General features: G+C 34.6%; 20 protein-coding genes. 5 read left to right on the plus strand and 15 right to left on the minus strand.

Features of this window, described 5'->3' with window-relative positions:
- Positions 1 to 36: 36 nt before the first annotated feature.
- The 3 genes from MHH96_RS23485 to ytkD all read right to left on the minus strand — a co-directional run bounded on the left by MHH96_RS23485 (position 37) and on the right by ytkD (position 1,696).
- Positions 37 to 279, minus strand: coding sequence for a DUF2584 domain-containing protein (locus tag MHH96_RS23485; protein ID WP_047944553.1), 243 nt, complete (start codon positions 277 to 279; stop codon positions 37 to 39).
- A 111-nt stretch (positions 280 to 390) separates the two neighbouring features.
- A complete protein-coding gene (locus MHH96_RS23490) occupies positions 391 to 1,182 on the minus strand; it encodes an alpha/beta hydrolase family protein (protein WP_047944534.1) in 792 nt (263 codons plus the stop codon).
- Between the two features lie 31 nt (positions 1,183 to 1,213).
- Entirely contained in the window at positions 1,214 to 1,696 is a 483-nt protein-coding gene (ytkD, locus tag MHH96_RS23495; RefSeq protein ID WP_047944535.1) for an RNA deprotection pyrophosphohydrolase, read from the minus strand.
- 348 nt (positions 1,697 to 2,044) lie between these two features.
- Here ytkD and MHH96_RS23500 point away from each other — a divergent pair, with 348 nt between their 5' ends.
- A complete protein-coding gene (locus MHH96_RS23500; RefSeq protein WP_047944536.1) occupies positions 2,045 to 2,302 on the plus strand; it encodes a DUF6154 family protein in 258 nt (85 codons plus the stop codon).
- 65 nt (positions 2,303 to 2,367) lie between these two features.
- On the opposite strand, the gene MHH96_RS23505 is transcribed toward MHH96_RS23500, so the two are convergent.
- Positions 2,368 to 3,138 (minus strand): sulfite exporter TauE/SafE family protein, encoded by a 771-nt coding sequence (locus tag MHH96_RS23505; RefSeq protein ID WP_047944537.1) that lies wholly within the window; start codon positions 3,136 to 3,138, stop codon positions 2,368 to 2,370.
- Positions 3,139 to 3,470: 332 nt separating this feature from the next.
- On the opposite strand from MHH96_RS23505, the gene cls reads away from it, so the two are divergent.
- The gene (gene cls, locus MHH96_RS23510) at positions 3,471 to 4,925 is read left to right on the plus strand and encodes a cardiolipin synthase (RefSeq protein ID WP_047944538.1); all 1,455 of its coding nucleotides are present in this window, start codon (positions 3,471 to 3,473) and stop codon (positions 4,923 to 4,925) included.
- A 139-nt stretch (positions 4,926 to 5,064) separates the two neighbouring features.
- Here the strand turns inward: cls and MHH96_RS23515 are convergent, their stop codons facing one another.
- Positions 5,065 to 5,538: an S-ribosylhomocysteine lyase gene (locus tag MHH96_RS23515; protein ID WP_047944539.1), complete on the minus strand. Its 474-nt coding sequence runs from the start codon at positions 5,536 to 5,538 to the stop codon at positions 5,065 to 5,067.
- Positions 5,539 to 5,712: 174 nt separating this feature from the next.
- Between MHH96_RS23515 and yidD the strand changes: the two genes are divergently transcribed.
- The gene (gene yidD, locus MHH96_RS23520) at positions 5,713 to 5,970 is read left to right on the plus strand and encodes a membrane protein insertion efficiency factor YidD (RefSeq protein WP_047944540.1); all 258 of its coding nucleotides are present in this window, start codon (positions 5,713 to 5,715) and stop codon (positions 5,968 to 5,970) included.
- Here yidD and MHH96_RS23525 read toward each other — a convergent pair.
- Complete coding sequence (locus tag MHH96_RS23525; RefSeq protein ID WP_047944541.1) at positions 5,967 to 6,524, minus strand: beta-class carbonic anhydrase; 558 nt, start codon at positions 6,522 to 6,524, stop codon at positions 5,967 to 5,969. The two genes, yidD and MHH96_RS23525, sit on opposite strands and share 4 nt — an antisense overlap.
- Before the next feature lie 292 nt (positions 6,525 to 6,816).
- Here MHH96_RS23525 and MHH96_RS23530 point away from each other — a divergent pair, with 292 nt between their 5' ends.
- Entirely contained in the window at positions 6,817 to 6,981 is a 165-nt protein-coding gene (locus MHH96_RS23530) for a DUF1540 domain-containing protein (protein ID WP_082138439.1), read from the plus strand.
- Positions 6,982 to 7,036: 55 nt separating this feature from the next.
- Here MHH96_RS23530 and MHH96_RS23535 read toward each other — a convergent pair whose 3' ends face one another.
- The 6 genes from MHH96_RS23535 to MHH96_RS23560 all read right to left on the minus strand — a co-directional run bounded on the left by MHH96_RS23535 (position 7,037) and on the right by MHH96_RS23560 (position 14,735).
- The gene (locus tag MHH96_RS23535; RefSeq protein WP_047944542.1) at positions 7,037 to 8,239 is read right to left on the minus strand and encodes an NAD(P)/FAD-dependent oxidoreductase; all 1,203 of its coding nucleotides are present in this window, start codon (positions 8,237 to 8,239) and stop codon (positions 7,037 to 7,039) included.
- A gap of 51 nt (positions 8,240 to 8,290) precedes the next feature.
- Positions 8,291 to 9,775 (minus strand): o-succinylbenzoate--CoA ligase, encoded by a 1,485-nt coding sequence (locus tag MHH96_RS23540; protein WP_235844486.1) that lies wholly within the window; start codon positions 9,773 to 9,775, stop codon positions 8,291 to 8,293.
- Positions 9,776 to 9,938: 163 nt separating this feature from the next.
- Complete coding sequence (gene menB / locus MHH96_RS23545; RefSeq protein ID WP_047944543.1) at positions 9,939 to 10,757, minus strand: 1,4-dihydroxy-2-naphthoyl-CoA synthase; 819 nt, start codon at positions 10,755 to 10,757, stop codon at positions 9,939 to 9,941.
- A gap of 37 nt (positions 10,758 to 10,794) precedes the next feature.
- On the minus strand, positions 10,795 to 11,601 hold the full coding sequence (gene menH / locus MHH96_RS23550; RefSeq protein WP_047944544.1) for a 2-succinyl-6-hydroxy-2,4-cyclohexadiene-1-carboxylate synthase: 807 nt from the start codon (positions 11,599 to 11,601) through the stop codon (positions 10,795 to 10,797).
- Positions 11,602 to 11,614: 13 nt separating this feature from the next.
- Entirely contained in the window at positions 11,615 to 13,360 is a 1,746-nt protein-coding gene (gene menD / locus MHH96_RS23555) for a 2-succinyl-5-enolpyruvyl-6-hydroxy-3-cyclohexene-1-carboxylic-acid synthase (protein WP_047944545.1), read from the minus strand.
- Between the two features lies 1 nt (position 13,361).
- The gene (locus MHH96_RS23560) at positions 13,362 to 14,735 is read right to left on the minus strand and encodes an isochorismate synthase (protein ID WP_047944546.1); all 1,374 of its coding nucleotides are present in this window, start codon (positions 14,733 to 14,735) and stop codon (positions 13,362 to 13,364) included.
- A gap of 267 nt (positions 14,736 to 15,002) precedes the next feature.
- Between MHH96_RS23560 and MHH96_RS23565 the strand changes: the two genes are divergently transcribed.
- Positions 15,003 to 15,767 (plus strand): TraR/DksA C4-type zinc finger protein, encoded by a 765-nt coding sequence (locus MHH96_RS23565; RefSeq protein WP_309325578.1) that lies wholly within the window; start codon positions 15,003 to 15,005, stop codon positions 15,765 to 15,767.
- Positions 15,768 to 16,108: 341 nt separating this feature from the next.
- On the opposite strand, the gene MHH96_RS23570 is transcribed toward MHH96_RS23565, so the two are convergent.
- The 3 genes from MHH96_RS23570 to MHH96_RS23580 are packed head-to-tail and all read right to left on the minus strand — an operon-like array spanning position 16,109 to position 20,980.
- Positions 16,109 to 18,511 carry a glycogen/starch/alpha-glucan phosphorylase gene (locus MHH96_RS23570; RefSeq protein WP_047944548.1) on the minus strand — a complete coding sequence of 801 codons (2,403 nt, stop codon included), beginning with the start codon at positions 18,509 to 18,511 and terminating at the stop codon, positions 16,109 to 16,111.
- On the minus strand, positions 18,501 to 19,955 hold the full coding sequence (gene glgA / locus MHH96_RS23575; protein ID WP_047944549.1) for a glycogen synthase GlgA: 1,455 nt from the start codon (positions 19,953 to 19,955) through the stop codon (positions 18,501 to 18,503). Before glgA ends, MHH96_RS23570 begins: the two co-directional genes overlap by 11 nt.
- Positions 19,952 to 20,980: a sugar phosphate nucleotidyltransferase gene (locus MHH96_RS23580; protein ID WP_047944550.1), complete on the minus strand. Its 1,029-nt coding sequence runs from the start codon at positions 20,978 to 20,980 to the stop codon at positions 19,952 to 19,954. Before MHH96_RS23580 ends, glgA begins: the two co-directional genes overlap by 4 nt.
- Positions 20,981 to 21,000 lie beyond the last annotated feature (20 nt).

The raw sequence follows: 21,000 nt of genomic DNA on the forward strand, positions 1-21,000 counted from the left end.
CCATCAATACATGTCAATCATTTTTCACTTTATTCATTAATTTGTGGAATTTAATGAAATCAATTTATAAGTAATCGATGTTTTATTCTTTTCCCATTCTAATTTTTCAATCGTAGCAATCCCCGATATCTCAGCAGTTTTTGTTCTTCTTACCTCTAACGGGATATTCATTGGATATAAACGATAATCTTCTTTTTCTAACAAAAATAAATTTTCTTCTAATCTTATTTCTTTTCCCTTTGTAACAATCATTGTATTTAATTCTAAAGGCATGCCCATTTTACATTCCCCTTCTCTATTTTTTTCTCTTTCGTAATATGTTACCGGCAATCAAGGCTCCTTGCATGACCATAAAATCGGAACATCAACTAAGATAATAAAGCTTATTTTTTATTTTACCATCCTTTCCGTTTGTTTTTTCATCCAACTGGTTAAGGATGTGACCACTTTTCGATTTGTAGCTGGAGGAAAGTAATGAGTAAACTCTGGAAAATACCAAGAGTCTACTTCTTTTCCGAGTTGTTTTAATCTTTCTTCTAATTTGAGACTATGATCAATCGAAACATTTTTATCCAGCTTCCCATGAATAATAAGAGTAGGAGCATTTATTTGTTCTAATTGATAAAGCGGAGTTCTTTCTTCATATCTGTCTGGATATTTAGAAGGAGTTCCCCCGATAACTCGTTTCATCATCCTGCGCAAATCTTTACGTTCTTCGTATGTTAAGAACATATCGCTTACGCCGCCCCATGTAACAATTGATTTTACAGGGCAGTAAATACCTACAAATAGAGCCATAACTCCTCCTCTTGAAAAACCAAATACATGGACATCCTGAACATTCGATAAATTCTTAAGGAGTGTAAATGCTGCTATAGCATCATTTTTATCTTCTCCTGCAAAATCTTCATTTCCATCGCCACCCTGATTCCCTCTATAAAAGGGAGCAAAGACTACAAAGCCTTCGGATGCAAATTGAATAATTCTTCCCGGACGGACTTTGCCAACATTTTTTATACCCCCTCTTAGATAAAGAAAGCCGTCATAAGTTTTCCCATCATTTGGTGAAGCGAGCATTCCTTTTACTCGTAAACCATCGACATAATAAGTAACTAAAAATAAATCAATGGAAGGGTTAGGAGATGGAAATCGAATTTTCTCTATTATATCGCCATTTTGCATACTATCTGCTCCTTTCCTTTTTTCTCCTATATTACCCCTTCTTTTTGCTTAATAATTCATTTTCAATATAAGATATACAAAATTGGATGACCTCATCCTGCATAATAAAACTAAAGGAATCTTTCCATCGCTTTTTTATTATATTGCCAGTAATCAAAACAGGACCATCTGTCTCAAGATAATCCTCTTTGGAGCTTAACTGACTGATTCTTGCAAAAAATACATCCTTCAAAAAAGGAACCTCCCCAAAAACCTGATAAGCTGCAATCCATTGCAGACTTTTTATAATGCCGCCTGTTTCCTCCATCACTTCTCTCTGAGCTGTTTGAATAGTAGTTTCGCCCGTTTCTCTCTTTCCACCTGGAAACTCCAATCCACGTTCCTTATGTTTTGTTAATAACCATTGATCTTTATACTGACAGATAACTAATACATGTCTTGCTTCTTCGTTCCATTCATTTTTTACAAATGAAAGTTTCACTAAATTGTTGTTTTGATCATAAAATATTTCCATACCTACTCCATTATTATGTATTATTAATATAAGTAGCTTGCATACTAAAGCAAACAGCATGCCATTAAGCTGATTTACTGTCTATTATTATCATAGCAAATACTACCATTGAAACAGGAGTTTTTTCCACTAAAATAGGGTATATTTTTTATAGAAGAGACAGTTCTTAATGATATTTATTTTCAGAGTGAATTTTCATGTATGGTAATTAGAATGGCACATGAATATTTGTATTATTCTTTAACATAATGTTCACATAATAGCTAGTAATAATAGGATGTAATCATATATAATACGGTTAAATAAAACGGTTACATTTAAAACTGGCTGAAATAGGAGGAAACAATGATGAAAATTGTAGATGAACTATATAACTTATATAAAAATAAATTAACTGGTGATGAAGAGGATATCGATATGCTTGCCTTTGCTTTTTTAGAGGAAATGAGTAGAGAAGATTTATTACATATAATCCAAGAATTAAATGAACAAGAATTATATGATTTAATGGGTCTTTATTTAATTGAAAGTTTAAAGGGTAAATTTGCAAGTGAAGATTATCGAAAACCGAATAACCCAATCTTTACCCATCGAAATCTCCATTAATTTTCTATAAAAAGGCTGTTTGACATCCCAAACAAAATGTTTAGGATAGCAAACAGCCTTTTATATTATGGATTTGTTATATAATCAAATATATTTTTTCCAATTAAAATAGCGGAGACCAAGACAAATAATATTTTTACATAGTTAGACCCTTTCGCAATAGCTACTCTAGAACCAATGTATGCTCCTAAAATCATGGCAATGCCCATCACAAGCCCATATAAATAATACACAGAATCATAATATAAAAAAACAATAAGTGCTGTAAGGTTACTTCCAAAGTTAAGAACTTTAGCATTTCCCGCAGATTCCACAAAATCAAATCCCATCAGAAGAAAGGAAAATAAAAAGAACGAACCCGTTCCTCCTCCTAAAAAACCATCATAGAATCCTATTAATGGTACAATAAATAGAGCAAATAAGAGTTTCTTTTTCGTCATTCCGTTGTATGTAGAATGAATTCCCCATTCTTTTTTCGTAAGGGTATAAATGGTCACTACAATTAAAACAACAAGAATCAGCGGCTTGAGCGATTCTGATGGGATTTTTTGTACTACATAAACTCCAATTGCAGAACCAATAATGGAAAGAGGTAAGAGTTTTGATAGTAAATTTTTATCTGTTTTTCCATGCCTTATAAAAGAGATCGAGCTTGTTAATGAGCCCATAGTGGAAGCAAGTTTATTTGTTCCTAACGCAATCTGCGGCGGCAATCCAGTGAACAATAGAGCCGGTAATGAGATTAGTCCGCCGCCGCCAACTACGGAATCGATAAATGCTGCGATAAATCCAGCGGCAATTAAAAAGAGTAGCATACCAAGATGTAATTCTTCCATAAAAGCTCCTTACTTTAACTCGTTTTTTCCAACATAAAACTTAATCTATGGTGAGATTTAAGCTAGCAGTCTTGAGGTTAAAAACCATATATCTTGCATAAACAACTTTGTTATTATTTATTAAGTAAGTACTTCTCGTTTTATCTTTACTTTATCACATTAAAGAAAAAAGGGAAATTCTTCTTTTTTAAAATAAATACAAAATAGTACAAAGTTTTACCCTTTTACCCTATAATTATACAGGATATTTATTTTAGAGCAGTCATATACACACTCTATCTTATTTTTATCGCACATATTATTGCTTTTTTTGTGAGAAAGGACAAAATTCGATGCACATCTATTCAATTGTTTTAAGTGTAATTATTATACTTAATATCATTTTTGCTTTTCTTGTTATCTTCTTCGAAAGAAAAGATCCTATTGCAACATGGGCATGGCTAATGGTGCTGACCTTTATCCCCATTCTTGGGTTTATCTTATATTTACTTTTCGGGCAAAATCTACGAAATAGAAAACTATTTCAATGGGATGGCCGAAAAAAACTTGGCATAGAGCCAATTTTAGCTTCTCAACTGTTGCAAATAAGTTCTAATCAATTGCGGACAACAAATGAAGTCATTAGAAAAAACCAAGATCTTATTTATATGAATTTATTTAATAATGATGCAGTACTTACGGAGAATAATGCTGTTCAGATATTTACAGATGGTCATAAAAAATTCGATCAATTATTTGAAGATATCAGAAATGCTAAAAAATCTATTCATTTACAATACTATATTTTGAAGAATGATGGGATCGGCTCCGATCTTATTAGCTTACTTGTTGAAAAGGCAAAAGAAGGAGTAGAAGTACGCTTATTATATGATGAGCTCGGCTCAAGAACGTTACGTAAAAGGGTTTTTAAAGAGCTGCGGGCAGCTGGCGGCTTTGTTGAAGTTTTTTTTCCTAGTAAATTTCACCTCATCAATTTGCGATTAAATTATCGCAATCACAGAAAATTAGGAATTATTGACGGGAAAATCGGCTATATCGGCGGCTTTAATGTTGGTGATGAATACTTAGGACTTCACCCGAAATTTGGATATTGGAGAGATACTCACTTACGTATTGTTGGTACAGCTGTCTATGCCATTCAAACAAGATTTATTCTTGATTGGAATCAAGCTTCTCATCTCCATGAAATTCAATATTCGCCTGAATATTTTCCTGGTAAGATTGAAGAAATTATTGGTAATATCGGAATGCAAATCGTTTCAAGCGGACCTGATTCAGAGTGGGAACAAATAAAAAATGGTTATATAAAAATGATCACGTCTGCTAAAGAAAGTGTTTATATCCAAACACCTTATTTTATCCCTGATGCCAGTTTGCTGGATACCTTAAGAATTGCAGCTCTTTCAGGAATAGACGTTAAAATTATGATTCCTAATAAACCGGATCATATGTTTGTTTACTGGGCCACTTATTCTTATATTGGAGAAATGTTAAAAGCAGGAGCAAAGATTTATATATATGAAAATGGATTCATCCATGCAAAAACAATTTTAGTCGATCGAAAAATCGCTTCAGTTGGAACTGCTAATATTGATATGAGAAGCTTTAGACTCAACTTTGAAGTAAACGCCTTTATTTATAGTGAACAGATTGCTAATGAGCTGACAGACGATTTCTTAAAGGACATGGACTTATCCACACATTTAACAGCCGACCAATATTCAAAAAGATCCTTATGGATTCGTTTCAAAGAATCATTTTCAAGGCTTCTTAGTCCCCTTTTGTAGAGCTTAATATTTTGGTTATTATGTTTTAAAGATAAATCAATTTTATGAATAAAAACCCAAACAATATACGGAATTTTTCATTAGCATTTCCGTACAATTTGTTTGGGTTTCTATTTGGTTGGAATGTTTATTTCTTTTTTTAAGCAAAAACCTGTTTTAATTCTTCTTTATCTTTGCTTAACCAGAAATTCATCAGCTTTTTTGCACCTTCTAAATCATGTAGTTTTGCTTGACCGCATTGTGTTTCATTAGCTGCTGGAATTTCAGTAATTTCAATTGCCGTTTTCATCGTTGCCTCTAATAAATCGATAATTTCCTCAACGGTTGGTTCCCCACTTACAACTAAATAATAGCCAGTCTGACACCCCATTGGAGAAATATCAATAATATCAAAATGATTGTACTTTTCTACATGTGCGCGTAAATTAAAGGCAAGTAGATGCTCTAACGTATGAATAACATCTGGCTTCATTGCCTGCTTATTTGGCTGACAGAAACGAATATCATATTTATTAACTACTCCATCACTACCAACTTTGTGTACACCACAATGTCTTACATATGGGGCTTTTACGGCAGTATGATCTAATTCAAAACTTTCAACTGAAGGCATAAAGTCATCTCCCTTTCTTCTTCTATCTTTATTATATCTAAAAAGCCGAGTAATTTCATCAACTTAATATATATAATATTTTTCCAGTGGGAATTTTGTGTTAAACAGTGATTACTTTTACTCCTCTCTTCACCCATGTTATACTACATGCAAAGAAGGAGAGGAAACAGCATAATGAAATACGTCTTTTTATTTATTATCCAATTTTATCGCAAAGTAATTTCTCCAATAAAACCGCCAACTTGCCGTTTTTATCCAACCTGCTCTAGTTATGGCTTAGAAGCGATTCAAAGATTTGGCGCTTTTAAAGGAGGGTACTTAACCATTAAACGAATTCTTAAATGTCATCCCTTTCATCCAGGTGGTCTGGATCCAGTACCAGAAGATTGGCACTGTAGAAATCATCCTCATTCGCCAAAAGAGAAAAATTAATAACCGTCTATTACCAAGTCTAATTTTCCAGTCTTTGGATCTATCACTAACCCATGAACTGGAACGCCACTTGGCAATAGCGGATGCCTTTTAATCATTTCTACACTATGGGTAACACTATCTGATACAGAATCAAAACCTGTCAACCATTTTTCTAGATTAATTCCAGAATGTTGTAAAGTTGCAAACGTTTCGTCTGATATGCCTCTTTCTTTCATTTTTTCCACCATGCTATCTGAATGCAATGCACTCATCCCACAGTCATGATGACCTATTACCATCACTTCATCAGCTTGCAGCTCATATACTGCAACCAAAATACTTCGCATAATACTTCCAAATGGGTGAACAACTACTGCTCCTGCATTTTTTATAATTTTCACATCTCCGTTAGAAAGATTTAATGCTTGTGGCAAAAGTTCTAACAATCTTGTATCCATGCAAGTTAGAATCACCATTTTTTTATTGGGAAATTTACCTGTAATAAATTTTTCATATTTTTGTTCCCTTACAAATTCTTCATTATAGACTAACATATCTTGTAATAGGCTCATTTTTGCACTCCTTAAAAAATTCAATTCATAAAATACAAATAATTTCTGTTCTAAAGAAAGAGTCTCCTTATTAATAGTAATGAAAATTTGCCTAATATACAAATTTGAAATAGATGATACTTTCCAACATTGGTACTTCTTTTCATTTGTCCTATGTATGTAATTCCTCCAACCTTCTAATAATACTAAAGTGCAATGACTGTTAACAGTCTCAATTGCATCCTATGTGCAAATAGAAGACATCTCCTAAAAAGGCTTTGGATTAACAACTTAAGAAAAGGAGTGGTATCCTATGGCAAAAGACGTACTTTGTGAAGTAAGGAATTGTACTTTTTGGGAAAAAGGAAACCGTTGTGGAGCCGACCAAATTTATGTTGTAAGTAATGTGGGAAAACATGCGGATACAAGTTATGAAACAGACTGTAAGACATTTGAACCTGAAAATAGCTTAAGCTAAACTTATGGAAATGCAAAGAGGAATCCCAATCAAAACTACTAGGGATTCCTTTTTTTTATCGATCTAATCGTACCAAATCAGCATCAGGGTGCTTCCCCTTTATTATTAAATCCTTCAATATGGTCGAACCGAAAGCACTGTAAACTGTACCATTTCCTCCAAATCCTAAACAATAATATAAATTCTTTTGCTGTGGATGTTCGCCAATAAAGGGAATTCCGTCCTTTGATTCTCCAAATGTTGCTCCATATACATAGTCAGCTTTTAGTTGCAAATGGGGAAAATGTTCTTTAATACGAACTAATAATCTATCCGCATATAATTGTAAAATCTGATCGTCTCTAGGCGCTTCCATTATTTCTTCATCTAAACCACCCGCTATTATCCTTCCATCAAGGGTTGTTCGCATATAGAAATACGGACGTTTGGTTTCCCAAATTAAACACCGATCCTCCCAATGTGGAAAAGAAGATACTGGGTTTGTAACGATTGCAAACGTTCTATTTATTTTTGTAGGTATGTCTATTGCAAAATTATCTAAATCATACCCAGTTGCATACACGACATGCTTTGCCTTTATACTGGAATCGCCATTGTTAAACAACCAGCAGCCATCTTTATTCTGAGGCTTTGAAACTTCCGTGTTTTCAAAAACTTGAACATTGCTCTTTTGTGCAGCCTCTTTTATTAAGGAAATAATAAACCTTTCTGGGTTCACTTCTGCGTCCCCACTTGTTCTTATTGCCGCATGTTTATTAAATCCATATGCTTTATAAATCATATCCTTTTCTAAAAATTCTACTGGGAATTTATACTTTTTTAGCATCTCATATTCTTTTCTTAGAGAAAATACGTCTGAATCTGTACTTGCGTAATATAAGCTTTGTCTATTTACAAATTGGACATCTTCGTGTAAGGAACTTGCGATACTTTTCAATTCCTTCATCCCATTAAGGCATAATTCGTAAAATCGAACAGCATCTTCTTCCCCAATACTTTCTGCAAAGGAATGCAGCATTTTATCATTAGAATACTGCAATAGCCCTGTGTTGGCAGCAGAGCTTCCATTGCCAACACTACCTTTATCCACTAGAATCACCTGAAGCGATTCCTTTGCAAGCATATAAGTTAATAAGGCGCCTGACATTCCAGCACCAATTACAAGCACATCACAAGTAACATGATTATTCAACTTTGGATAAACGGGTCTTTCCTGAACCGTTGTTGGCCAATATAATGATCCATGATATAAGCTCATGCGTACACTTCTTTCATTGAATTTTTTTACTAGTAGCCACAATAACATGAACTAGTTAAAATACAAAGATAAGTTCGATTGTTCCTCTATCCATTTTCTTAATTCTCTTCTGACTATTTTTCCTGAGGCATTTCGTGGAACTTCTGATATAAAAAATACTCTTTTGGGGATTTTATATTTTGCTAAAACGTTTGTACATTTTTCGATAATTGTATTCTCTTGCATACTTTCATCTGTAACAATAAATGCAATCGGTACTTGTCCCCATTCTTCATCAGGAATCCCTATCACTGCCGCTTCTTTTATCCCGTCCATTTCAGTCAGTACAGCTTCGACTTCTGCTGGATAAACATTTTCTCCACCCGAAATAATTAAGTCTGACCGTCTATCTAACACATAGAGAAATCCTTCAGAATCTATATACCCTATGTCACCGGTAAAAAACCAGCTATCTTGTAAATGATTCTCTTTATTTAAATAGCCTTTTGATACATTCGGCCCACACACTTTAATTTCGCCTACCTCATTTGATCCTAAACGATCTCCTGCTTGATTAACAATTTGTAATTGAGCAGGAAAAAGTGGCTTTCCGGCTGAACCAATTTTTCTAATACTATCCTCTGGCGAAAGGGTAACAATTTGTGAGGCAGTTTCCGTCATTCCATATGAATAATAAACAGAAATCCCTTTATTCATACATCTAGTCAGCAGTTCTATGGAGGCTGGCCCCCCACCTAAAAGCATATACCGAAAATAAGGTGGAAACTTATCATGAGCAGCCTTTTCGATTCGCTCTAGCATCGTGGTGACAACCGATATAATCGTTACTTTTTCTTTCCATAAATCCTCTAATACCCTCTTTTCATCAAAGGAATCATGCAAAACGACTTTCATCCCATAAATGATACTTCTCATTAAAATCGAATATCCACTGATATGAAATAATGGAACGGTACATAACCAGGTATCCTTTTCATATAGGCCTGCATTCAACGTATTTCCCACGGCACTCCACCAGTGATTACCGTAAGATTGAATGACTCCTTTCGGAAGTCCGGTTGTTCCTGACGTATACATTATCGTACAAGTTTCCTCTAAAGACACTTGATCCTTTTCTTTTGGCTCAATGTAGGTACTTTCTGTTATATTTTCTTTATAAAATACAGTCATTTCTTTCTCTTTTTCAAGCAAAGCTGCCTTCTCTTTAAACGCTTCTTCTGAGATTAAATAGGAAACATTCGCATCGTTTAATTGATAAGCCATTTCCTTCGCTGTTAAGCGATTATTAAGAAGAACTGCCTTTGCTCCAATAATTTGCATAGCAAATAAGTGAAGTACAGTTTCTAAATCACTTTTAACAAGAAACCCCACATAATCTGTGTCATTTACTCCAATGGCTGACCAAATCCCTGCACGGTAATAAGCCTTTTCATATAATTCTTTAAATGTTAGTCTTTCTTCTTTAAATACAATTGCCTCTCTATCTGGTGTTAACTGTGCTCTATTTTTAATAAAATTCGGAAGTATTTCTGTCAATTTATTAACCCTCTTTTCTATACAAACAAAGGTGACACTATTATTAGCATGTCCATTAAAACACCATTGCTAAAAACGAGTGTCACCCCAGTATCTATTAATTAATACGAATGAATTGCGATTCCATCTCTTGGATAGCTAGCTTTTCATTCATCCTTTTCCATTAAGGAAAACGCGGGAATTGTCCAAAATCAGGTTTGCGTTTTTCCTTAAAGGAATCTCTTCCTTCTTTTGCTTCATCGGTTGTATAGTAAAGCAAAGTTGCATCACCGGCAAATTGCTGTATACCAGCTAAACCATCTGTATCTGCATTAAAGGCAGCTTTTAAGAAACGAAGGGCAGTTGGACTTTTCTCTAAAATCTCTTCACACCATTTAATCGTCTCTTCTTCTACTTTTTCTAACGGAACTACCGTATTTACTAATCCCATATCTAGAGCTTCTTGGGCATTATATTGACGGCATAAGAACCAAATTTCCCTAGCTTTTTTATGGCCAACGATTCTTGCCAAATAACCAGAACCATAACCAGCATCAAAGCTACCTACCTTTGGACCAGTTTGTCCAAAAATAGCATTATCTGCAGCAATCGTTAAATCACAGACAATATGCAGCACATGTCCTCCACCAATTGCATATCCTTTTACCATCGCAATGACAGGCTTAGGAATAACTCTGATTAGACGTTGTAAATCAAGGACATTTAGGCGGGGAATTTGATCTTCTCCTACATATCCACCATGACCCCTAACTTTTTGATCTCCACCAGAACAGAATGCTTTATCGCCTGCACCAGTTAAAATGATAACTCCTACATCACTATCATCTCTTGCCATTGCAAACGCATCAATTAATTCACTAACGGTTCTTGGCGTGAATGCATTATGTACATGAGGTCTATTAATTGTAATCTTGGCAATACCATTATATGTTTCATAAATGATTTCTTCATATTGTCTGCCAGCTACCCATTCCACTGTCATTCTTTTTCCTCCTTATTAATAGGGCTGAACATCAATGTCAGCTCCTTAAAAACTCCAATACTATTGTACCAAAAATTTCTGGTTTCTCCACATGAATTGCATGACCAGCATCATTTATAGTTAAATGCTTTATTTTTTTATTACAGTCAACCATTTCTTCAGCGATTTGACAAAACTTCTGATCAAGTTCTCCTGTAATTAACAATGTATCTATTGATAAGCGAGAAAGAGAGGACCAATACGAATTTTGTGCACCTGTCCCCATTCCTCTTAAACTATTTGCTAATCCAACTGGGTTATTAGCTAGCCGCTGCTTCCTAATTGCTTCCTTTGCAGCTTCACTCAGCATCTTTTGACTTTCAAATAATGGAATTTCTTCCCATTTTTTCACGAAGTTTATTATTCCTTGTTCAAGGATAGAGTCTCCCAGTTTCTCATCTTGTATTCGTCTTTGCTTTCTCTCTAAATCCGTTTTTAAGCCGGGAGAGGAACTTTCTAGAATAAGTTTTTTAACTGTTTCAGGATAATTCATACCGTATGCTAACGCTAACCTACCACCCATCGAATAACCTAATAAATAAACAGAAGCCAATTGAAGATGATCAATAAGCGCTCTTAAATGAGTGACACTTTCTTGCATAGTATACTTTTCTATTTCTTCCGGCGAATCCGTCTTTCCATGACCAATAATATCGACCGTAATAACCTTATAGTTCTTCTTCCATAAAGGAATAAATGGCATCCAAGTTCCACTATCCCCAGTAAATCCATGTAATAATAAAAGAGGTTCTCCTTCTCCTTCAACCGTTACATGATAGCTTATATCCTGTAGTTTGATAAACATAGGCTTCACCTTTTTAATCTAATTGATCTAACATCTTTAGAATCCGATTCGTCATTTGCCGATGTTCTAAAAGATTATTTTCCCGATTAGTACGTATTTCCCACACTCTTAAGCCCTCCGCGAAATCACTATCTTGGAATAATATCTCTAAATGATTCCAACTGTTAACAAGCTGATATTGTCCTTTATACATTTCCACTGCATGCTTAAAGTCAATATTTAAAGGCGTTCCAAATAATAATTCAAAATGTCTCGGCAATTCTACTTGAGGAAGAAATGAAAAGATTCCGCCTCCATTATTATTTATTAATATGACAGTGATTGGAAGCTGATATAGCTCAGAAAGGATTAATCCATTTAAATCATGGAAAAAGGTTAAATCCCCTACAATTAAAAAGAGCGGCTGCTTAATAACCCCCACTCCGAGCGCAGTAGATATCGTCCCATCAATTCCATTTGCTCCTCTATTTGCAATAATGGTTACTTGTTTTTTTTGTTTATGAAAAAAAGTATCCAAATCGCGAATGGGCATACTATTTCCTACAAATAAAACGGCCTTATTGGGAATCATTTCACCCAAGCAATGAAAAAGCTTTGCCTCACTCATTTCTTTAATTTCTGCTATTTTTGTTAATTCCTTTTTGGTTTTTTCATTAATTTCTATCCATTTATTCAAATAGTGATTTATTGAGCAAGGAGAAACAAAAGATGAAAGCTGTTCACAAAAATATCCTTCTTCACAATAAACCATTTCTGTTGTCAGTTGATTGGGATCACGGTAGCCGCTTCCCCCATCTATTACAATCTGTTTTGCCTTTTCATTTTCTCGTAAGAATATAGTTAATGGTTTAGAAATCGGCATGCTTCCAAAACGAATAACGATATCCGGTTTTAATAGTGATTTAATCCTTTCATTTCGCAAAAAAGTATCATAGGTGTCGATGACAACGTCCTTGTCCGCACTCTTACTTCGTAGTTGGGAAAGTGGATCAGCTATAATCGGAAAACCAGTTTTTTCAGCCAATTGAAGTATTTTTAAAGAAAAGTCCTCTTTATCGATCTCTCCACAGATGATAATCCCTTTTCTTTCCTCTTCCGCTTCCAGGCTTGCTGCTAAATCATGAAAATAGGAATCATGAATCGTAAACTCCCCGGTTTTAATCTGGATAGTTCTTGTTTCCTGGTCTTCTGAACGGTAGCGTTCTAAATTATTTAAATCAGGAATTAATGGTTCTCTCAATGGAATATTCACATGCACTGGACCGCTAGGATGCTGTTTTGCCATTGCTACCGCTCTAGCACCCACTGTTTTAGCATATCTTATCATACCTGGACTATTATCAGGTGTCGACATTTCCATAAACCATTTAACATGCTTTCCATAGAGATCTAATTGATCAATTGCCTGCGGTGCTCCCACATCACGAAGTTCATGGGGCCGATCTGCCGTCAGTACGATTAAAGGTATGCGAGAAATCTTCGCCTCTACAATTGCCGGAAAATAATTTGCAGCGGCAGTACCAGAAGTACATACTAATACAGTTGGTTTTTTGGACGCTTTCGCTATTCCTAAAGCAAAAAAGGCAGCTGATCTTTCATCAATATGAACATGCAGTTTTATGTCCTCTTCCTCTGCAAGCAATAAACTGATGGGGGTTGATCTTGATCCTGGACTGATAACAGCATGTTCTACCCCGTTTTTTACCAACTCGGATATTAGCGCATCCAAATAGGCAGTTAACTGTTGCTGATGACTCATTTTATTTTCCTCCTAACGCAGTTAGCATTGGCTTAAATTTAATTGCAGTTTCTACATACTCAGATTCTGGATCAGAGTCAGCTACAATACCGCATCCAGCAATAATGGTTGCGGCATTCCCATCTATTAAGCCCGAACGGATGCTTACTGCAAATTCTCCATTCCCCTGGTAATCAAGCCAACCGATAGGAGCACCATACATCCCTCTATCTAATCCTTCCACCTCTCTAATAACCTTTAAGGCTTCCTCTCGAGGGAATCCACCAAGAGCTGGAGTTGGATGCAATAAGCGAATAAAGGAAATTAAGGATTCTGTTTCTTTTACCTTCCCGCTAACTGGAGTATAAAGATGTTGAATATCTCTCATCTTCAAGATTTTTGGATTGGATGGCATTTCTACCGTACTACAGACTTCCTCCATAGCATTCTTAATCATTTTAACAACATAATTATGTTCTTCTCTATTTTTCGAATCCGAAAGTAAGGCTTGTGCAAAGGTATCGTCTTCTTCTTTGTTTTTTCCCCTCGCAATTGACCCGGCCAGACAGGTAGAAAAAACAGTTGGTCCTTCTTTTTTTACCAATCTTTCTGGAGAAGCTCCGATGAAACATTTGTTTTTTGCTTCTAAAGCAAAAATATAACCATTGCTTTGTTGTTGTATTAAATTTTTAAGAACAAACTCTGTCTCAACATCATTAGAAAAATGCACTTGAGTAGCACGTGCTAACACTACTTTTTTTAAATCTCCTTTTAACTCATTTATTACTTTATTAACTTTATCCTTCCATGTTTCTTGATCGATTTCAGTAATCTTTTCAATCAAAGGCAAAGTTGTAGAAAATGCTTCTACTCTTTGATACCTAATAGAATGCTTTTTTAACTCTTCTTTTGCATCATCCTTTTTATCTGATTGAATCATTATATTAGTAGTAATAAATTGACTTCCATTTATTTCACTTAACATAAATTGAGGTACGTAAAAATGTGCTTCCGAGAAGCCATCCCAGACTTGTGTTTTCTCTTTTAATGGATCAAAGGAGAAACCACCTAAAAGGACTGGTCCGATCCCTATTTCATTATATTCATTAAATACTATTGCATTGTCTAACAGCTGTCTCCATTTTTTTTCTACAAATGAATAAGAGTTCTCCCCTAATGAATACTCTATCCCTTCACAAATGCCGATTCCTACAAGCATGTTTTTTTCAGAAGGGTCCTTCCAGAAAAAACGTTTTCCTTTATAAGAACTGTAATTTGAAAAAAACCCCAGAATATCTATTTTCTTTTCTAGTTTCTTCACTTCACTAACTAAGATAGTAGGAGAATCACTTTCCTTTATTATTGTTTGTACCATTATTCCTTTGCTATCATTCATCCCTTTGTAAATCCCCCTAAAACTAATCAAGAATATACGCTTGATTATATTGGTTCAAAGATATACGCCACTTACTATTTTAGCATATTTTACGATACACCTGTCTTTAATATTATGTCAATCATAGTGAATTCTTAATGCACTTTTCAACTATTTATTTTTCTTAAGAAAAGGATAACAAATGGAAAACTAGGTTTGATAAACATAAAACAGGGAAATTTATGAACAGGTTGTCTATATATACTAATAGTAGGAACAGATAAGGATGTGTTTACCTTGTTATCAACAGAGCAAATAAGTCATTTAAAAAAAGAATTAGAAGAAAGAAAAGCAACTTTATTAGATAGAACAAACGGATACGCCAGTGAAGAAAATGCCTTGGAATCAGTTGGAGAATTATCTAGTTATGATAACCATCCAGCAGATCTGGGAACAGAATTATTTGAAAGAGAAAAAGATTCTGCCCTAGAACAACATGACCAATCTGAATTAGAAAAAATCAATAACGCCTTAAAGGCAATAGAAGACGGATCTTATGGAATTTGTAAGGTTTCAGGTAAAGAAATTCCTTACGAAAGATTAGAAGCAATTCCGACAGCTCTTACGCTAAAAGAATATAGTGATGAACAAACTATTGCAAATGATCGACCTGTAGAGGAAGATATTCTAGAATTAGCTCATGGTAATGAATTTCGTCATTATGATACTGGCGATGTTAGAGACTACGATGATAGTTTTCAAGAGGTAGCTCGCTATGGAACTTCTGAAACGCCATCAGATTTACGAGGTGATTTCGAAGATTATGACAGTCTCTACGATAGAGAGAACGACGATGATACCTTCCCGGAAGATTATGAAAACTTTACAGCCACAAATATCGATGGAACAGAAAGAGCTGTATATCCATCTAAAGATCAAGAAAAATATGAACAAGCATTAGATGAGGAAGGAATAGAAGCTCCCTTTGGTGATGTTCCATTCCATAAATCAGATGGATATATAGAAGAGGATACTGAAGAAGAGGAGGATTAAGAGACTTTTAAATAAAACTAAAGGTCCAATCAGTGAAGGTGAATATTTTTGGTTTAATTTTCGTTGGGAAATTTATTGGATAATAAAGGAGTCGGAAAAATAAAGCAGCCTGCATGCTCGAAGAGTTTCTATGGGAGTGGCGTGAGAACGGTGTCGTCTAACAGGAGAACTCACCGCTCGCCCCATGGAAATCAAGGTGTATCAGGCATGAATTAAACTACAAACCTTCTTTTTTTCAATGAATAAAAAAACCAAACAATTATACGAAGCTTATTAGCATCTCCGTAAAATTGCTCGGTTTTTGGCTGGATTTCTTTATATCCCAGCCTGCTTCTAAACAATTAAATATAAGGTTTTATACGCCAAATATCCTCTGCATATTCCTTTATTGTTCGATCGCTTGAAAAATGGCCCGACATCGCAATATTTACAATGCTTTTTCGCAGCCAGTCTTGTTTATTCTTAAATGCTTGGTTCACCTTTTCATGAATGCTTGCATAAGAATTAAAATCTTTTAATACAAAGAACTGATCATTCTCAATTAGTAACGAATCAAAAATAGGATCGAATTCACCCACTGGATGATCATAAAAACCATTTTTTAATTGATTCACTACTTCATGAATTCTATCATCATGGTAAAAATACTCTCGAGAGCTGTAGCCACCATTTTGATAAAGCTCTAATACTTGATCTGCATTCATCCCAAAGATGAAAATATTATCATCTCCCACTAATTCATGCATTTCAATGTTTGCTCCATCCATTGTTCCAAGTGTCAATGCACCATTCATCATAAATTTCATATTACCAGTGCCCGACGCTTCTTTACTTGCGGTGGAGATTTGCTCACTTACATCAGCAGCTGGAAAAATATGTTCCGCTAAGGAAACTCGATAATTTTCTATAAAAACAACCTTTAATTTATTTTGTATCCTTTTATCATTGTTAACCTTATGAGCAACTGTATTAATTAATTTAATAATCTTTTTTGCATAATAATATCCCGGTGATGCCTTTGCTCCGAAAATAAACGTTCTAGGCTCCATATCAATGGATGGATCTTCTCTTAATTTATTATAAAGAGACATGATGTGCAAAATATTTAATAATTGTCTTTTATAAGCATGCAGTCTCTTTACTTGAACATCAAAAATAGAGGAAGGATCTACAAGAATTCCATTTTTCTCCTTGATTATCTTTGCAAGTCTTTCCTTATTACTTTGCTTGATTGCTGCGAGATTTTCTTGTAAACTAGCATCTTCTTGATAATTTAATAATTCCCTTAATGATTCTGGCTGATTGACCCATTTATCACCAATTATATTAGAAATTAAGTTTGTAAGCTTAGGATTTGCCTTTATTAGCCACCTTCTATGAGTAATTCCATTCGTTTTATTATTAAACTTTTCTGGATAGAAGGCATAAAAATCAGCCATTTCTCGTTTCTTCAAAATTTCTGTATGAATTTCCGCTACTCCATTTACACTATAGCTACCCACTAATGCTAAATGGGCCATCTTAATCATGCCATGGGCAATTATAGCCATTTTTTCAATTTTCAAAAAATCACCAGGATACTTTTTCCATAACTTCATGCAGAAACGTTCATTTATCTCATCAATTATCATATAAATTCGGGGTAATAGGGGCTGGAATATATAGATTGGCCATTGTTCTAATGCTTCAGATAACGTGGTATGATTGGTGTAAGAAATAGTATTTGTAGTAATCTCCCATGCTTCATCCCAGCCTAATCCTTCTTCATCCATTAATATTCTCATTAGCTCTGGGATTGCCAATACGGGATGTGTATCATTTACATGTATGCTTATATAGTGATGCATTTCACTAATGTTTTTATATTGCTGCTTATAATTTCGAATAATGGATTGCAAGCTTGCAGAAACTAAAAAGTATTGTTGTTTTAACCGTAATATCTTTCCCTCATCATTGGAATCATCTGGATATAAAAAACCAGATATCGATTCTGTTTCTCTTTTATAACGCATTATATCCTTCACATCTTTTGCAATTAAGGACGACGGTTCAGCATTCCATAATCTTAATGTATTAACAGTCGTCGTATGGTAGCCAATGACTGGTACATCATGGGGAACTGCTGTTACAGTTTCGGCATTTAAATGCCGAAACTGTAACTTTCCATTCTTCTCATACATATCAATATTTCCCCAGAAATAAATATCTACCGCTAAGTCTTCCTTTCGAACTTCCCAAACCTGGCCTTGCTTTAACCATTGTTCTGGCAATTCAAGTTGGTAACCATCAACAATTCGTTGTTCGAATAAACCATGTTTATAACGTATCCCACAACCATGCCCTGGTAAGTCTAATGTAGCTAAAGAATCCAAAAAGCAAGCTGCTAACCTTCCTAATCCACCATTGCCTAGTCCGGCATCGTGCTCCATATCTTCCACTTCAAAAAAATCGATTCCAAGATCTTTCAAACCTTCGATAACAACTTGATCAATCCCTAAGTTAATTAAATTATTATGAAGTAATCTCCCTAATAAAAACTCAATAGAAAGGTAATATACCTGTTTTCCGTTGTTGTTACGACTTTGTTCATTTGTCTGAATCCAGTTTGAGCTTACATATTCTCTAATCATATGCCCTAACGTTTGAAAATGATCACTACTTGTTGTATCTTCAAAGGTCTTTCCATAAGTCATTTCAAGCCTTTGTAAGAAATACCTTTTAAAACTTTCTTTATTAGAAAACATGGGATTCACTCCTCGAGATAAGCTCTGCATATAACTGATTATATTTAAATGCAGATTGAGCCCAACTATTATCCATCGACATGGCATTCTTCATTAGCTTATGCCATACTTCTTTTTCCTCTTTATAAAAATGAATGCCTCTTCTAATCGTGTAAAGCATGTCATGGGCATTGAAATTAGTGAAACTAAATCCATTTCCTTCCTCTGTCCATTCGTTATAAGAGAAAACAGTGTCATTTAGCCCTCCTGTCTCTCTCACAATGGGGATATTCCCGTATCGTAAAGCAATTAGCTGCCCTAATCCACAAGGCTCAAATTTTGATGGCATTAAAAATAAGTCTGCACCTGCGTACATCTGATGAGCTAAATTTTCATCAAACCCAATATAAGCTTTGCATTTGTCAGAATACGTATATTCCATCTCACGGAAAAAGTTCTCGAATTCAGGATCTCCTGTTCCTAATACGAGAAACTGTACATCTTCTTCCATTATTTCATGAAATATATGTCTAACTAATTCTAATCCCTTTTGACTAGTTAACCTAGTTATCATACAAATTATTGGGATTTCAACGTCTTCCTTCAATCCGAATTTTTTTTGAATAAATCGTTTATTTTCTTGCTTTTTATCTAGAGAAGTAACCGTATAATTTGCTGCAATTACCGGATCTGTTTCTGGATTATATGTTTCTTCATCAATCCCATTTATAATTCCATATAAATCTTTCTCTCTCTGTTTTAATACATTATTCAGCTTCTCACCATAATATTCTGTTTGTATTTCGTTTTTATAGGTAGGACTTACTGTCGTTATCTTATCAGCAGCGATAAGTCCCCCTTTCATCAAATTAACATTTCCATAGAATTCAAGATTATTTGTTGTAAAGTAATAATCATTTAGATTAAATAAATCACCAAGAACTTCTCTTGGCAATATTCCTTGAAACTGAAGATTATGTATGGTAAATACAGTCTTAATATTGCTATACTCTTTTTTCCATTTATAGTCTACATCCAACAGGAAAGGAATCATAGCCGTATGCCAATCATGGCAATGAATAATATCAGGATAGTCTGTTAAATAAGGTAAACTCTCTAGTACGGCTCGATTAAAGAAGGCAAACCGTTCTCCATCATCTCCATAACCATATAAACCACTTCTCTTAAAATACCATTCATTATCAATGAAATAAAAAGTAATTCCATCTACTTCTAATTCTTCAATTCCACAGTATTGATTTCGCCAACCTACTTGAACAAAGAAATAGCATCTTTTCTTAACATTGGCAAGTAAATGTGCTGGAATATCTTGATACTTTGGCATAATTACCGCTACATCCGTACCTTGCTTCTTTAATTCTTTAGGAAGAGAACCAGCTACATCTGCCAGTCCCCCTGATTTTATAAATGGTACACATTCTGAAACTGCAAATAATACTTTCACGAATTCATCAACGCTCCTTGCACTGTTCCTTTTCTGACTACAAAGGGAGAACTTGCAGTACCAGTCATCACAGTACCACTTTCTACAACCACATCTTTATCTAAAATAACTGAGTCCAAGTGGCAATTTTCTCCAATCGTACATTTTTGCATAATAATGCAATTCTTTAAACTTGAACCTCTTCCAACCTTAACCGCTCTAGAAACAATACTATTTATAATCTCGCCTTCAATAAAACACCCATTTGCTATCATGGAGTTTTTCACTTCACCTGTAGTTGTATATCGTGTAGGTGGTTCATCTTTAACTTTTGTAAATATTGGTCTTTCTTTGATAAAAAGCTGATTCCAGACTTTAGCTTTTAATATATCTTTACTTACATGATAGTAACTGGATATTGAATCTATTTTTTCGGCATAGCCGTTATATTCATATTCACATATTTTTAGCTGATTATTCATATCTAAGACAACATCATTCATACATGTATAACCTGTAACAGCTCTAGATTCTATTAAATCAATCAGCTTTGACTTCTTAATTAGATATATTTCTAACGAACTTCCATTATTCGTGATCTCCGTTATATCACAACCAGAAGAGAGATGCCGCTCTAATACAGGATTAAAATTCATATTAAACACAGTAAAGCAATTTGCAACTAGCGCATATTCTTGCTTGCTTCTCTGAAAATAATCCATATTTGCCGCAAAATGATTAAAAGAACCTATTCCATCTGTATTTGTTGCGGTTAAAGATGCTGGGAAAAAGAACAATCCATCTCTCTTTCTATCTAAATCCCAGTTTTTCCCCGAACCTAAATGATCCATTAACGAGCGATACTGATACTTTGGAAAAATAGCAACACTACCTATTCCAGAGTTCACCATATTGGAAAGGACAAAATCAATTAAGCGGTACCGTCCGCCTATCGGAAGTGCAGCAAGTGTGCGATGTGCAGTTAATTCTTCTAAATCTTCCTTATGTGTTGTTGCATCAATAATGCCCAGCATAGTTCTTATCATCTTAACCCCTCCTATCTAGT

The sequence above is a fragment of the Niallia sp. FSL K6-0212 genome (assembly GCF_038007605.1).
GTDB lineage: Bacteria > Bacillota > Bacilli > Bacillales > Cytobacillaceae > Niallia > Niallia circulans.

Excerpts from the sequence above, each read along its gene's own strand:
- MHH96_RS23490 (WP_047944534.1), bottom strand. The coding sequence starts at position 1,182 with ATGCAAAATGGCGATATAATAGAGAAAATTCGATTTCCATCTCCTAAC.
- MHH96_RS23505 (WP_047944537.1), bottom strand. The coding sequence starts at position 3,138 with ATGGAAGAATTACATCTTGGTATGCTACTCTTTTTAATTGCCGCTGGA.
- MHH96_RS23525 (WP_047944541.1), bottom strand. The coding sequence starts at position 6,524 with ATGAGCCTATTACAAGATATGTTAGTCTATAATGAAGAATTTGTAAGG.
- MHH96_RS23530 (WP_082138439.1), top strand. The coding sequence starts at position 6,817 with ATGGCAAAAGACGTACTTTGTGAAGTAAGGAATTGTACTTTTTGGGAA.
- menD (WP_047944545.1), bottom strand. The coding sequence starts at position 13,360 with ATGAGTCATCAGCAACAGTTAACTGCCTATTTGGATGCGCTAATATCC.
- cls (WP_047944538.1), top strand. The coding sequence starts at position 3,471 with ATGCACATCTATTCAATTGTTTTAAGTGTAATTATTATACTTAATATC.
- MHH96_RS23500 (WP_047944536.1), top strand. The coding sequence starts at position 2,045 with ATGAAAATTGTAGATGAACTATATAACTTATATAAAAATAAATTAACT.
- yidD (WP_047944540.1), top strand. The coding sequence starts at position 5,713 with ATGAAATACGTCTTTTTATTTATTATCCAATTTTATCGCAAAGTAATT.
- MHH96_RS23515 (WP_047944539.1), bottom strand. The coding sequence starts at position 5,538 with ATGCCTTCAGTTGAAAGTTTTGAATTAGATCATACTGCCGTAAAAGCC.
- MHH96_RS23560 (WP_047944546.1), bottom strand. The coding sequence starts at position 14,735 with ATGAATGATAGCAAAGGAATAATGGTACAAACAATAATAAAGGAAAGT.
- MHH96_RS23570 (WP_047944548.1), bottom strand. The coding sequence starts at position 18,511 with ATGTTTTCTAATAAAGAAAGTTTTAAAAGGTATTTCTTACAAAGGCTT.
- MHH96_RS23580 (WP_047944550.1), bottom strand. The coding sequence starts at position 20,980 with ATGATAAGAACTATGCTGGGCATTATTGATGCAACAACACATAAGGAA.
- menH (WP_047944544.1), bottom strand. The coding sequence starts at position 11,601 with ATGTTTATCAAACTACAGGATATAAGCTATCATGTAACGGTTGAAGGA.
- ytkD (WP_047944535.1), bottom strand. The coding sequence starts at position 1,696 with ATGGAAATATTTTATGATCAAAACAACAATTTAGTGAAACTTTCATTT.
- MHH96_RS23485 (WP_047944553.1), bottom strand. The coding sequence starts at position 279 with ATGGGCATGCCTTTAGAATTAAATACAATGATTGTTACAAAGGGAAAA.
- MHH96_RS23535 (WP_047944542.1), bottom strand. The coding sequence starts at position 8,239 with ATGAGCTTATATCATGGATCATTATATTGGCCAACAACGGTTCAGGAA.
- menB (WP_047944543.1), bottom strand. The coding sequence starts at position 10,757 with ATGACAGTGGAATGGGTAGCTGGCAGACAATATGAAGAAATCATTTAT.